At 39.3% G+C, this 14114-nt stretch carries 13 protein-coding genes; 11 read left to right on the top strand and 2 right to left on the bottom strand.

All coding sequences use genetic code 11. The annotated features are described in order from the left end of the window. Positions 1-87 precede the first annotated feature (87 nt). From BW952_RS17190 to BW952_RS17230, 9 genes are all read left to right on the top strand, one after another. Complete coding sequence (locus BW952_RS17190; RefSeq protein WP_052698437.1) at positions 88-951, top strand: MurR/RpiR family transcriptional regulator; 864 nt, start codon at positions 88-90, stop codon at positions 949-951. 209 nt (positions 952-1160) lie between these two features. Next, positions 1161-2201 carry a DctP family TRAP transporter solute-binding subunit gene (locus BW952_RS17195; protein WP_045850772.1) on the top strand — a complete coding sequence of 347 codons (1041 nt, stop codon included), beginning with the start codon at positions 1161-1163 and terminating at the stop codon, positions 2199-2201. Between the two features lie 35 nt (positions 2202-2236). Then, entirely contained in the window at positions 2237-2731 is a 495-nt protein-coding gene (locus tag BW952_RS17200; RefSeq protein ID WP_045850771.1) for a TRAP transporter small permease, read from the top strand. 4 nt (positions 2732-2735) lie between these two features. Then, entirely contained in the window at positions 2736-4013 is a 1278-nt protein-coding gene (locus BW952_RS17205; RefSeq protein ID WP_045850770.1) for a TRAP transporter large permease, read from the top strand. A 96-nt stretch (positions 4014-4109) separates the two neighbouring features. Beyond that, positions 4110-5147, top strand: coding sequence for a zinc-dependent dehydrogenase (locus tag BW952_RS17210; RefSeq protein ID WP_045850769.1), 1038 nt, complete (start codon positions 4110-4112; stop codon positions 5145-5147). 23 nt (positions 5148-5170) lie between these two features. Next, complete coding sequence (locus tag BW952_RS17215) at positions 5171-5995, top strand: class I fructose-bisphosphate aldolase (RefSeq protein ID WP_045850768.1); 825 nt, start codon at positions 5171-5173, stop codon at positions 5993-5995. 17 nt (positions 5996-6012) lie between these two features. Further along, entirely contained in the window at positions 6013-7533 is a 1521-nt protein-coding gene (locus BW952_RS17220; RefSeq protein ID WP_045850767.1) for a xylulokinase, read from the top strand. 1 nt (position 7534) lies between these two features. Further along, on the top strand, positions 7535-8500 hold the full coding sequence (locus BW952_RS17225; protein ID WP_045850766.1) for a 2-hydroxyacid dehydrogenase: 966 nt from the start codon (positions 7535-7537) through the stop codon (positions 8498-8500). A gap of 44 nt (positions 8501-8544) precedes the next feature. After that, positions 8545-9489, top strand: a complete 945-nt coding sequence (locus BW952_RS17230) for a ribose-phosphate diphosphokinase (protein ID WP_094032003.1) — start codon at positions 8545-8547, stop codon at positions 9487-9489. A 281-nt stretch (positions 9490-9770) separates the two neighbouring features. Here BW952_RS17230 and BW952_RS17235 read toward each other — a convergent pair whose 3' ends face one another. Continuing rightward, positions 9771-10280 (bottom strand): hypothetical protein, encoded by a 510-nt coding sequence (locus tag BW952_RS17235; RefSeq protein ID WP_045850764.1) that lies wholly within the window; start codon positions 10278-10280, stop codon positions 9771-9773. 334 nt (positions 10281-10614) lie between these two features. Between BW952_RS17235 and BW952_RS17240 the strand changes: the two genes are divergently transcribed. Both BW952_RS17240 and BW952_RS17245 read left to right on the top strand, forming a co-directional pair. Continuing rightward, positions 10615-11412 (top strand): ParA family protein, encoded by a 798-nt coding sequence (locus BW952_RS17240; RefSeq protein ID WP_045850763.1) that lies wholly within the window; start codon positions 10615-10617, stop codon positions 11410-11412. Beyond that, a complete protein-coding gene (locus tag BW952_RS17245; RefSeq protein ID WP_045850762.1) occupies positions 11396-11668 on the top strand; it encodes a hypothetical protein in 273 nt (90 codons plus the stop codon). The genes BW952_RS17240 and BW952_RS17245 overlap by 17 nt, the downstream gene beginning before the upstream one ends. 122 nt (positions 11669-11790) lie before the next feature. On the opposite strand, the gene BW952_RS17250 is transcribed toward BW952_RS17245, so the two are convergent. After that, the gene (locus tag BW952_RS17250) at positions 11791-14112 is read right to left on the bottom strand and encodes an FAD-dependent oxidoreductase (RefSeq protein WP_231581382.1); all 2322 of its coding nucleotides are present in this window, start codon (positions 14110-14112) and stop codon (positions 11791-11793) included. Positions 14113-14114: the final 2 nt, after the last annotated feature.

Below are 14114 nucleotides of genomic sequence, written 5' to 3' on the forward strand. Positions count from 1 at the left end.
TCAAAAAAATAAGGGAAACTTTCTTCAAAAAATGTTTTTATTTTGTTCGTTTGTTTTATAATTATAAGATAAAGGGAGGTAATATATATGGAACTTAATGTTAATTCGAATCCTGGATTCTTCACTAGATTAAACGCAATGAAACATAAACTTCGGGATTCTGAGAAGAAAATTGCGGATTTTATTCAAAGCAATAGAGAAGAAATTATTCATCTATCTATCACAGAGGTAGCTGAAAGAAGTGGAACAAGTGAATCATCAGTAGTTCGTTTATGTAAACGGCTAGGCTATAAGGGATTTCAAGACTTGAAAATTTATTTAGCTAAAGAAGTAATTCAACCGGAAGAGCAAACCTATGAAAATATTGAAGAAGGGGATGATATGAGCACTATCAAAAAGAAAGTATTCCAATCAAATATACAAGCTTTATACGATTCATTAGAAGTTTGTGATGAAATGTCTTTAAAACAAGCTGTAGACATTATAAAAGAAGCAAAATTAATCGAATTTTATGGAACAGGAGGATCTGGAACAGTTGCTTTAGATGCTCAACATAAATTCTTAAAGATTGGTATTAAAGCATCAGCGTACACAGATTCAACATTGCAAGCCATGTCTGCGAGTGTTCTTACAAAACAAGCTGTAGTTATTGGTATATCACATACTGGATCCAGCACGGATATACTAAACTCAATGAGAATAGCGAAGGCTTCAGGGGCTATGTTAGTTTGTATTACTAATTCTTCAAAATCTCCATTGACCAAGATCTCTGATATTGTTTTGCAGACAGCATCGAGTGAAACTTTATTTCATACGGACGCTATTTCTTCAAGAATTGCTCAATTAACAGTGATTGATATTTTGGTAGCAGCTATTGCTAATGAAAAGTACCATTATTACTATGAAAATCTTCAAAAGACTAGAAAAGCTACTATCGATAAGAAGCTGTAAAAAGTTTTTCGTGAAAAAAAATTGCTAATTTTTAATTTTTTTCTTGAAGGAAATTACCACCGTGTGTTATTCTTATTTTAAGAAAAGAACAAATAATCAAAAAACAATAACGAGAAAGTAGGTGAAAGCGGTAACAAATTCATTCTTTTTAGAAAGCGCTAACATTAACAAATATGAATTAATATGGTACTGAAACTAGGAGGAATTCTATGAAAAAGTTACTTAGCTTTCTTACTCTTATCGTTCTAGCAATGAGTTTGGCTGCGTGCGGAAGCTCCAATGAAGAAGGTTCAGGAGAAGGGGCAGAAGCTCCAGATAAGGTTCAGTTGAAGCTCTCAACTCCAGATCCAGATAACGCTTCTGTAACAGTCGCAGCTAAAGAGTTAGCAAAAGTTATTAGTGAAAAAACTAACGGAGAAGTTGAGGTGTCAGTTCATCCGAATGGGACACTGTATGGTGGAGATCCAGGAGCAGGTATTAAGCAATTAGGAGCGGGCGGCCTGGATATGTTAATGTTATCCACTTCTCTGTATGCTAACTATGATCAAAGATTTAATGCAATTAGCGTTCCTTATCTTTTTGACGACAAAGAGCAATTTACATCTTTTTTAAACGATGATTTAGGACAAAGTCTTCTTGAATCAACAAGCGAATTGGGCATTAAAGGACTTGGTTACTGGGCCCGTGATTTTCGTCAAATTACAAACTCTGTAAGACCTATTACTGAACCTAAAGATCTTGAAGGTGTTAAGCTCCGTGTTCCAAATAATCCTTTATGGATAGAGTTTTTCCAAGGTGCCGGAACTGTTACTACTCCTATGGATTTCAGTGAAGTATACAACGCTTTGCAGATGAAAACGATAGATGGCCAAGAAAATCCTATCGGTGTAATTGTAGCCTCGAAAATGTATGAAGTACAAGATTATTTGACTGTTTCAAATCATATGGCTGACGGTTGGCTTGTTGGAATGAATGAAGAAAAACTTAACGGTTTAAGCGAAGAACATCAAACAGCTATTCAAGAAGCTGTAGAGGAAATGCAAGGCTGGTTAGCAGATTATGATGCTGAAGAATCAGAGAAAGCAATTCAACTGATGGAAGATGAAGGCATGAAAGTAAATGAGCTTACGAGTGAACAACAACAAAAATTTGTAGAAGTTTCAAAACAAGCATATCCAACGTTCAAACAACTAATTCAAGATGATGAGTATTTTGCTGATGTTCTAGAATTTGTCGGTAAAAGCGAATAGTAACATAACTTAATTAATGATGAGAGGGATAGATTATGTCTGAAGAAAAAAAACCAAATATATTTTTCTCTATCCTCAATAAAATAACAGATGTAGCAGCAGCCACATTGGCTGCTGCGATCTGCCTAGTAGTTGTTCTACAAATAATTGGACGAGAAATTGGAACACCAGCTCCTTGGACGGAAGAAGTTACTCGCTTTCTATTTTTGTGGTTAGTATTTTTAGGAATAGGGATTGGCTTTCGACAAGCTGAATCAGCTAGAGTAACAATTTTGCTTAAATACGCTCCTGTCACTGTAAAAAAGATAGGGGTAGTCATATATGCAGTAGCTTCTATAGCTTTTTTTGCATATATGATGATATACGGAATTGAAATGATTAGCCAACAGATTTCTATGGGAGAAACAAGTGCTGTCTTATTGTTACCAATGTGGATCATAGGAATGTGTCTTCCATTATCGGCATTGATTGGGATCATTAATGTTGTACAATCCTTGCTTTATCACCGTGAGCTCATAGAAAAGGGGTGAAAACATGTCGCTATTCTTACTCGGGTTATTCTTTGTTTTACTGTTTCTTGGAATACCTATAGCATCTGCACTGGGTATTGCCGTTGTAACATCGGTTATTTTGTTTATTGATGTTCCTCTAAGTGTGATCACACAATCAATGTTTAGTTCTATGAACAGCTTTATTATGGTAGCGGTTCCTTTGTTTATCTTAGCAGGGATTATTATGGATGAAGGTGGAGTAGCAGATAAAATTTTCGGGTTTGCCCAAAGTATGGTTGGCTGGATGATCGGCGGATTGGGTCACGTTAATGTAATCGCCAGTTTAATCTTTGCTGGTATGGCCGGTTCATCAGTAGCAGACGTAGCAAGCACAGGAAGAATGCAGATTAATGCAATGACGAAAAACGGCTACCCCTTGCATTACGCAGCTGCTTTAACATTAATCACTTCCATGCTGGCATCCATCATTCCCCCAAGTATTCTCATGATTATTGCTGCTTCTACCGCAGGGGTATCAATCGGAGCAGCATTAATAGGAGGTTTAATTCCGGGATTAGTTATTGCAACTATTTTTATGATTCTTAACCGCCACTATTCTAAGAAAAATGGTTACGGATTACAGCAGAAATTTAATTTCAAAGAATTTTTAAGTGAAACTATAAAGGCGTTTCCTGCATTATTAGCACCGGTAATTTTATTAGTTGGGATTATAAGTGGCTTCTTTACTCCAACAGAAGCAGCAGCGGTTTGTGTTGTATATACGTTATTTGTTGCGATCTTTGTTTATAAAAAACTTTCTATTAAGCGCTTACCTGATATCTTATTTAGGACTGTTAACACTACTGGTACCATCTTATTCATTGCAGTAACTGCGAAAGCAGCAAGTTGGGTGTTTGAATATGATGGTCTTCCTTCTAGAATGGCAGCATTGATTAGCGGTATTAGTGATAATTCTTTAGTGATTATGCTTGTGCTGTTCTTTTTCTTATTAATAGTAGGAATGTTCATGGATGCAACAGCAGCAATTTTTATACTGGTACCAATTCTTATGCCGGCTGTTTTAGCTGTGGGTATAGACCCAGTGTTCTTTGTAGTCTTTCTAGTCGTGGCACTCTCGTTCGGATTGGTTACTCCCCCTATTGGAGTGTGTTTATACGCAACCAGCAATATAACAGGACTTAGTTTGGAGAGTCTTAGCAAAGCTGCAATGCCTTGGTTCGGAATTTCAATTGCTACTTTACTGCTGTTTATTTTTATCCCTGGAATAATTACTTGGCCACTAGCATGGTTTGATCTATAGTTTGAAAGTTTTTTTCATAAAATTAAATTTTTTTATGGAGGAAATAACCACCGTGATGTATTATAAAATTAAACGCCAGAGGAGTGGGTGGGTTATATGAAAGCAGCAGTTTTTTACGGTCCTAATAACATCAAGCTGGAGGAAATTGAAACGCCGACGATCAACGAGGATGAAATTCTGTTGAAAGTTAACACTAGTGCGGTTTGTGGAACCGATGTACGAATCTTTGAAGGAAAGAAAACAAAAGGTATCCGTACTCCTTCCGTGATTGGGCATGAACTTGTGGGAACAATTGAAAAAATTGGACATGAAATTAAAGATTTTAAAACAGGAGATCGCGTAGGCGTTATGCCTGTCATTCCTTGCAGAAAGTGTCATTACTGTATGAATGATATGGAAAATGTTTGTCAAAATCGAACTGCTATCGGATATGAATTTGATGGAGGGTTTGCTGAATACGTTCGAATTCCTAAAGCAGCTATCGAGTCAGGAAATCTAGTGAAAATCCCAGATCATGTTTCCTTTGAAGAAGCGGTTGTAACTGAACCTCTAGCCTGCTGCCTAAATGGGCAAAGAAAAGCCAGTGTAAAACTGGGTGATGTAGTTGTTATTGTGGGAGGTGGTCCAATTGGTTTAATGCATGTGCAATTATCGAAAATAGCCGGAGCTAGAAAGGTAATCTTAAGTGAACCGATTGATCATAGAAGAGAGAGAGCTATTGAAGCCGGAGCTACTATGACTGTAGATCCAGTTAATGAAGATTTACAAGAAATTGTACTGCAAGAAACGGATGGACTTGGAGCAGATGTCGTTATTTTGGCCATTGGCGTTCCAAATATAGTAAATTCTTCGGCAAAATTGTTGAAGAAAGGTGGCACACTGAATTTATTTGCCGGTTTCACAAATGGAGTTACTTCTGAGATCGATCCTAATATTATTCACTACAATGAAATTAACGTTAATGGAACCTCTGCTTTAACTCGATCTGATTATCACACATCTTTAAAGTTAATTGCATCCGGTCAGATCAATACAAGAGTTTTAACAACTATTGGATATTCGTTGGAGAATATTGAGCAAGCTATTGATGATGTTCGAACTGGAAAAGGAATGAAATCTGTTATTACTTTATAAAATCATAAGAGGAGTGTATATTCATGACAATACTAGGAAAAGAGATTCGTCTTAATCGTTTAATTAATCAATCATCTGGAAAACTTTTAGCAGTGGCGGTAGATCAAGCAGTAGCACGAGGGATTTTTGAAGAATTGATGCCGATCGGGCGGAAAATTGATGAAATTATTGCTGGTGAGCCAGATGCTATTACAATGCATAAGGGAATTGCAACTAGTTGTTTCGAGCAGCATGCAGGTAAAGCTGGACTTATTTTGAAATTATCTTCATTCTCTCCATGGCAGCCTAATTATGACGCATGGGTAACTGAAGTAGAGGAAGCGCTTCCTATCGGTGCAGATGCAGTTTCTATGGGTTGTATTGTAGGAGGCGATGACCAGCCAGAACAATTGCGTAATCTAGGTATTGTAGCTGGTAAAGCAGCACAGTATGGTTTGCCAATGATTGCACACATCTACCCTCGCGGCAACCAAATTCCAGATGATGAAAAAAACGACTGGAAACATGTAGCATATGCCGTTCGTGCTGGTGCAGAACTAGGAGTAGATATTGTGAAAACAAAATACACTGGAGATCCAGAAACTTTCCATAAAGTAGTTTCCTCAACTCCAGCGAAAGTTGTGGTAGCGGGTGGAGACAATGGAAATGATATTAAAGATTATTTCCAAATGGTGCATGATGTATTAGATGCAGGTGGAACTGGTATTACTTTTGGTAGAATTGTATGGAACAATCCTAATCCGACAGCAGTAGTAAAATCATTTAAGCACATTATTCATGATCAAGGGACGGTAAAAGAAGCCATTGAATTGTATGAAGAATTATCAAATGTAACAATAAAAAATTAATTTAAATAGGTGATCCTATGTCTCATGTTATTGGAATCGATGTTGGTACAAGTGGTATCAAAGTAGCTTCAATGGATAGAACCGGGATATGTGTAGATAGGGAGTACAAATCGTACTCCCTTCTTTTTCCTAAAAAAGGATATGTGGAAATTGACCCTAATCATATTTGGGAGATAATTAATTCTTTATTAGAAATTGTATGGAATAAAGTTTCTGGAAAAGGCGAAGTAGATGCTGTATCTCTTTCTTGTTTTTGTAATTCATCCATCTTCATGGATGAGCACGGCCGAGCATTAACAAATGGAATCATGTATCTCGATCAGCGAAGTAAAGAAGAAGCTTCTTCAATAAAAGAAAAAATTGGTGAAGAAAAAATCTTTCATATTACCGGTAATCGTGTGGAACCTGGTATGCATACGGTTACTACAAAGCTTTGGACAAAAAAACATCATCCTCAAATATATAGCAGTTCATATAAATGGGGATCGCTGTCTACATTCATTTTGCACAAATTAACAGGGAAGTTTGTAATGGATTGGACACATGCTTCGTTTACAGGACTTTTTGATATTCATAGTTATCAATGGTCTAAGAGAATTTGTGATGAATTAGAACTGGATGAGAAGAAATTACCAGAGATTCACGACCCTAAATCCATAATTGGAGATTTAACATTACCGAATTTGTTCTCTGCAAAGCATGTTCCGGTTATTGCTGGAGCAGCAGATACAGCTTGTTCAGCTTACTCTCTTGGTATAGAAAAAAATGAATTATTTGAATCTATCGGAACTTCTAATGTTTTAACTGTATGTACTGAAGATGCATCTTTATTGGATAAAAGGTTTCTGAATCGTTGCCACGTAGAGCGTGGCCAGTGGTTGTCACATGGCGCAATGTCTTTTCCTGGCGCAGCTATAGACTGGTTTTATAAAAACTTCCTTGCAGGCGAAGGACACGATAAAAGTGTACTTAACACATTAGCTGAAGAATCAATTCCCGGTTCTAATGGCGTATTTTTTCTTCCCTACATGCATGGTGAACGATCGCCAATATGGGATACTGAGGCCAGAGGAAGCTTCGTAGGCATGAGTCTTACCACGACGAAGCCCGATTTATATAGAGCTGTTCTGGAAGGTTGCTCATTTGGACTCAAACAAATCTTTGAAATTATAAACCAGCAATATAATGTGAATCCTTCTAGTATTCCTTCAATTGGAGGAGGATCAAAAAACAAAAGTTGGTGTTCAATAAAATCTACAGTTTTTAACAAGGAATTTGAAATCAAAAGTTTGTCAGAAACCGCTGTACTGGGAGCTTGTTTACTTGCTGGAAAAGCTGTTGGATATTTTGAAAACTTCAGGGTCCCATCAGAGGTTCTTGATAACCAGACAATTGAAAAAATTTTTCCAAATAAAGAACATCTATCAGTATATGAGGAACTTTACAGTATTCATTCCAACCTCTACCCATCGTTAAAAGATTTTTTTCAGCAAAGCGCTCGTTCTAATAATTTGTTAGAAGAAAGGGTGAGGTGTTAATTTGAAAATTTACGTTACCCGCAAAATACCAGATGAATTGCTGATTCCACTTCAAGATAAAGGCTTTGAAGTTACAATGTGGAATGAAGAAGAAATAGTGGTACCGAGGGAAGAACTTCTGAAAAATGTATCTGAAGCTGATGGATTACTGTGCATGTTAACAGACACTATAGACAAAGAAATATTAGAAGCGGGAAAGAATTTAAAAGTCATTGGAAACATAGCAGTAGGATTTAATAATATTGATGTAGAAGAGGCTCGGAAAAGAGGAATTATCGTTACAAACACGCCAGATGTATTAACGGAAGCTACAGCTGATACTACTTTCCTATTACTGCTTTCTGCCGCGAGAAATTACACTGAAAGCACCCAGATATTAAGGCAAGGGAACTGGGGGCCTTGGTCACTTTTACAAATGACAGGACAAGATTTAAATAAGTCTACATTGGGCATTATTGGATTAGGGCGGATCGGTGAAGCTGTGGTACGCCGGGCGCAAGGATTTGGAATGAACATTCTTTACTACAATCGATCTAGGAAAGAACACATTGAAAAAGAACTCAATATTAATTATGATAGCTTTGAGAATGTATTGAAAAAGTCAGACTTTGTTTGTCTGTTAGTACCCTACTCACCGCAACTGCATCACATGATAGGTTCTAGAGAATTGAAAATGATGAAGGAAACAGCTGTTCTAATTAATACTGCACGTGGTGGATTAGTAGACGAAGAAGCTCTTTATAATGCTTTGAAAAACAAAGAAATTTATGCAGCAGGACTTGATGTTTTTGAAAGAGAACCTGTCTCTAAAGACCATCCTTTATTAAACCTCAGTAATTTTGAAGCGTTACCTCATATTGGGAGTGCAACAGTAAATACTCGAATGACTATGGGGAAATTAGCAGTGAAAAATGTGTTGAATGTGTTGGTAGGAGAGAAACCGGCCACACCTGTGTGGAAGGATTGAACGGTTAGTTAGTTGAAAAGAAGGGAAGGGTTTTTATCAATAAAATGAACATTAGTGACAAAGTTAAAATTTTTACTTTAAATTCTAATAAAAGCTTAGCAAAAGAAATAGTAGATGTTTTAGGATGTGAACTTGGTAAAAGTTCTGTTTCAAAATTTAGCGATGGTGAAATACAAATTAATATTGAAGAAAGTGTTAGAGGGTGTGAAGTTTACTTAGTGCAATCTACTTCTCAGCCTGGAAATGAGCACATATTAGAGCTGCTAATAATGATAGATGCTTTGAAAAGAGCGTCAGCAAAGAGTATCAATGTGGTAATACCGTATTATGGATATGCAAGACAGGATAGAAAAGCGCGTTCGCGCGAGCCAATAACCTCCAAATTAATTGCTAATCTTTTGGAAACAGCAGGCGCTAATCGAGTTCTAACAGTGGATCTTCACGCTGCGCAAATTCAAGGTTTTTTCGATATGCCTGTTGATCAATTATTAGGTGTGCCGGTATTATCTACTTATTTTGAAGAAAAAGGCTTAGAAGATATTGTGGTAGTAGCTCCAGATAGTGGAGGGGTGGTACGGGCAAGAAAAATGGCCAGTAGATTGAATGTACCGATTGCCTTCATAGATAAACGGCGTCCAAGACCTAATGTTGCAGAAATTATGAATTTAATAGGTGATGTAAAAGGGAAAACAGCGATAATTATTGATGATTTAATCGACACTTCAGGTACAGTGGCGTTAGCTGCGCAAGCTTTAACCGACCATGGAGCGAAAGAAGTGTATGCATGTTGTACACACCCTGTATTATCTGGACCAGCCATTGAACGTATTCAAAATTCTCCGATTAAGGAATTAGTTGTTACCAACACAATCGAACTTCCAGAAGAGAAAAAAATTGACAAAGTGACCGTTTTATCACTTGCTCCGTTGATTGCAGACGCTATTAACCGTATTCATAATGAAATTACTGTTAGTACTCTCTTTGAGTGAGGTAACACTAAATTTTTCCTGCGACATTCATGATAAAGAGAGTTAGTATAACTTAATTGATTCTATCTCCTCCTTAAAAGCGGCTTTTATTAAAGCGGCTTTTTTGTGTGTGCCAGGCATGGCAACTATCTAGGTGGTGAAAGTCCACTGTGGGGGTACACATCGACCAACCAGGAAGCGCAAGGTGCTTATCGTGATAACTGTGTCGGTCCACTGCTTACAAGCAATCAAAAAAGGCCCGCATGGATTTTGCGCGGCCCCTTCTTAATGAGGAACTGAATTCAGTACGCAATCGCTTTCCGATGAGGCTCATGAATCTCCCGGTAATACAGCTCAATACACTTCGCATTCTTCAGCTGGTCCAGGCAGAACTTCTGCGAATGGAGAACCGGCAGCGTGCGGCTGTGGTCCGCCAGGTGGATATAGGTCTTGTTCTGAGCGGTCTGCTTCATAAAGCCGATCTCACGTGAAAACACCCACCCTGTACGGCTCTGTTTGCCGACAGGCTCCCTTGTGTTGTAAGGAACGAGCACAAGCCCGTAGGAGAGAGCAACCGGCACGAGGTTGCGCTTGCCGATCAGCCCGCCGTAGCGGCTGCGGTTCACCGCCACACTCGTACCAAAAAAATCAACGAGGCGCTTTAGAAAAAGCTCCGGACGCACATCGACCGTTTCCGTTTCACCGTTTCTGAAAAATAGCAGCACCGCATCTCCTTTTCCGTGTACATTCTGTGGCACAAAGGCCTGGCCTTCTTGAATAAATCGCTCGATCAGCCGTTCATTCTTCTGCATTCCATCCGCTCCCTCGTATCGGTTTTTTAGCTGAAAACCGTCTCTATAGTTAAAAACTAGCGTACTTTTTAAAAAAGGAACAGAAAGCACCGGCGGCGAAATATAGGAAGAAGCGTTATCTTTTTTATGGAAAGGTGAAAAACAAGCGGATATGTCTGTTTTTTAAGCCGAAAGCCGCTGTTTCTCAAGCAAATCAGCTAGATTATAATTCAATCATCTTCCTTATTTTACACTTTTTTCAGAATTTCCGCAGTACTTTCTGGCTGGATTCATGTATAATAGAAACAAACGAAGAAAAGAAGAAAACAACGTTGGAAGAAAGGAAGATAGAAAAATGGCTGCTACGATCACGTTCGGCATTCAAAAAGGCGGCTGTGGAAAGTCCACAACGGCCGGCATTTTCTCGTATCTGCTTCACCAGGACGGCTTCCGTGTACTGACGATTGATATGGATTCACAGGGCAATCTGACGGAGCTTCTGTCTGAAAAACCGTCGAACGAATTCATCGGCGCATCCGTTCTCGAAGCGATGCAGCAGAACGACGTGCGGGCACACCTGCATCCGGTCACCGAAAAGTGGGATCTGCTTCCGGCAAACAACTTCCTGGCCACATTCCCGCGCTGGATCTACACAGGCAAAACGTACAACGGAGACAATGTGCCGTTCAGCGGAAACCCGAGTCTTATTCTGGACGAGCTGTTAAACCAGGTTCGTGATGACTATGACTACATTATTATCGACACACCACCGTCTTTGAGCGAGCAGACGACCAATGCACTTTGTGCGAGCGAGCATGTAGTAGTCATGTTCGAATGCTCAAACTGGTGTTATTCCGCGATTCCGAACTTTATGAGCTCCATCGATGCAGCCAATGACTTCGGCAGCCGCGGCACAAAAATGACCGGCATCCTGCGCACGATGAACGATGTACGCCGTAGCGACGCAAAAGCCTTCAATGAACTGATTGCGGAAGACTATCCGGATGATGTGTTTAAAACGATCATTACACGCAAAGCACCGATCGGCCGACTGTCCTTATACGGCTTCTCGGAAAACAGTGAATTAAAATCAGGCATTGACCAGTACCAGAACTTTTACAAGGAGATGATTCACCGTGTCCAAAATGGATGATATTAAAAACCTAAAACGCAAGCAGTCTGCCGTTACACCGGCGCAGGCACTCACTGAAACATATACGAAGGAAGAAAACAACGTTTCTTCGAATGAAGGAACGAACCAGTCTTCAAAGGTAGAACGTAAGCGGGTTTCATTCGATATCCGGACCGATCTGCACAAAGAGCTCAAGATGCAGTCCCTTGTGCAGGAGAAAAACATTTACATCATGATCGAAGAAGCGCTGGAAGCGTATTTGAAAAATAACCGCTAATCTAATTCTTAGAATGAACTTTGGAGCATAACCAATATAGATAATAATATAAGAAAAAGAAGCTCGTAGAGTATGAGCTTCTTTTTTTGAAGTTAGGGTTACATTCTAAAACATGAATGGCATTAATAACATCTAAGTTCATATACAGCAGCAGAGGGGTCCCCATGAGTCGAATGGATTGTTAGTCTCAATCGGTCTGTTTGAATGTTTTCTTTCAGCTGATGCTTGCGCTGACGCTGGTAATTGCCCTGTACTTTAAACAGTTCTTTCCACTCTCCATCGATCATCGCTTCTACGCTATAATCTTTTGCGCATTGTGAATCACGGTAAAATGATTCGTAGGCATGGTATTCCCTTAAAATGTTTCCTGGGAAAGTTAATTCGACTTGTGAAATATTGACTGCTACATCCCAGGATAATTCAATCCATGGAACTTCTAAAGAATTTTCATCTGATCTCCACAAGTTTGTATGACGATAAGGTCGTGTATATCCACTGATGATATTTTCGGGAGAATAACAGTTTTGTGCTGGTGAAACTGAGTAGCTCATGGAAATTCCATGATCGTATCTTCTCATCCGATCGCCAATATCAAATCCGCATACTTGACCGGGTTCGATTTTCCCTGCTCTATGCCATTCAACATCATCATTTTTCAAAAGGTCCAACCTTATATATCCGTTATTTGGGAGGCCATTTGATTGATTTAAGTTAACCTCCCATTGAACCCATTGACTCTCGCCAGGGGCTATCTCCAAAGTCGTTTCCGCTAATTCTTTGGATCCCTCATACGAATAGTCCCAAATATCGTCTACCTTCAAGATTTTTGATACAACATGCTGGACTTCATTAGAATTGTTAGTTAAATAAACTCCTACTTTATCAATTGGTTTAGTACCTACAGCGATCCATTGACCTCTTCGTTCAGTCAATTTATCACTTTTTGCTGTCTGATGTTGTGTTTTCCAGAACATCAGCCCTTTATGAACACCAATTGTATTGGGGCCTACACCTGTACAACTTGCTTCGCTGCTTCCTTTTATTTTTGCTTTAAGAGCCAAATCTTTTGGATCATTATTTTTTGTATTTAATAAGAAGCATCCATCCCGCAGTAATTGCTGTTTTATTATATCTATCTGCTGATCGGCTACCTCAGGCAGTGTTAATCCTTGATTTATAGCAATCGCAGCCGCTGTACCGACACCTTGTCCCATAATTGCAGTCGTGCCCATGACCCTAACGGTCCCCAAAGCTGCGTGTGTGGCACTTACATTGCGTCCGGCCATCATTAGATTGTCAACGTCCTTTGAGATCATCATATTTAATGGAATAGCGTATGGTCCGCATAGCGTTTTTCTTTGAAAGTCACTCACTACTTTATAGCCTTCCATCGCCGCGGGTTCACTTGAAGGGGCAAGTAATCCCCCAGGTGTATGAAGATCTACATTCCATCCTCCGAACGCTACTTCATCTTTAAAATCTTTCTTAGTAAGAGGATCATGCTCTGTCATCAGATATCGACCCATAATGCGGCGGCTTTCACGTTTACCAGGCACTTGACCGATCCATTCTAAAGCGTAGTTTTTAGCAATCTCCTTAAGTTCAGGATCTTTGTTTTTAATCCAATCCCAGACACCTAAAGTATGACGTGTCAATTCATGACGAATATCTTCGTTTTCGTGAATAGTGTCCCAAGGGATGCCGATCTCAATCCACCAGTATCCACCGCGATATCTGTCATTTTCTTTAAAACCCGTTGTTTCAAGAGGGCGTCCATGTTTATAGAAAAAACTGGCATCCTCATAGTGATTGATCCAATCTGGAGCTTCGTATGGAACAGGTTTACCCATATCAATTGCTTTGAAATGAAGAGAGCTGCCCATAACATTCATGCTCGCTTCTTTTGGAGCATGGGGCTCCTTGAATTCGTCGTAAGATTCTTCGCCTATCCGCCATTCACACCCGGCCTGATCAGCCACAATTCCATCTCCAGTACAATCAATGAATACTTTTCCTTGTAACGTAAGCTCTACTTCCGCGTTTAGGATGTGGCAGACAATACTATCTACTGTACGTTCATTAAGCTTATTAACTTTTTGTACGGTTGTATTAAGAAAGACTTCTAAATTAGGTGTGCTCATGGCCATATCGTACATAGTCATATCCCAAACACTATTAGTCCACCCATTTTCGTTTATCTCCTCGTGGTTTCTTGCCCGTTCTTCAATCAATAATTCAGAAATGATGCCGGTTTCTCGTGCATACGAATGAAATGCTGCTGAACCATGAGTGGTAACTCTTACTTCAGAGGAACTGTTACCTCCAAAAACAGGACGGTCTTGAACAATTGCTGTTTTGGATCCATTACGCGCAGCCGCAACTGCTGCACAAAATCCCGCTAATCCGCCGCCGCAAACAACTACATCAAATTTTTCAGTTCTCACTT

This window comes from Domibacillus enclensis, assembly GCF_900156125.1.
Lineage (GTDB): Bacteria > Bacillota > Bacilli > Bacillales > Domibacillaceae > Domibacillus > Domibacillus enclensis.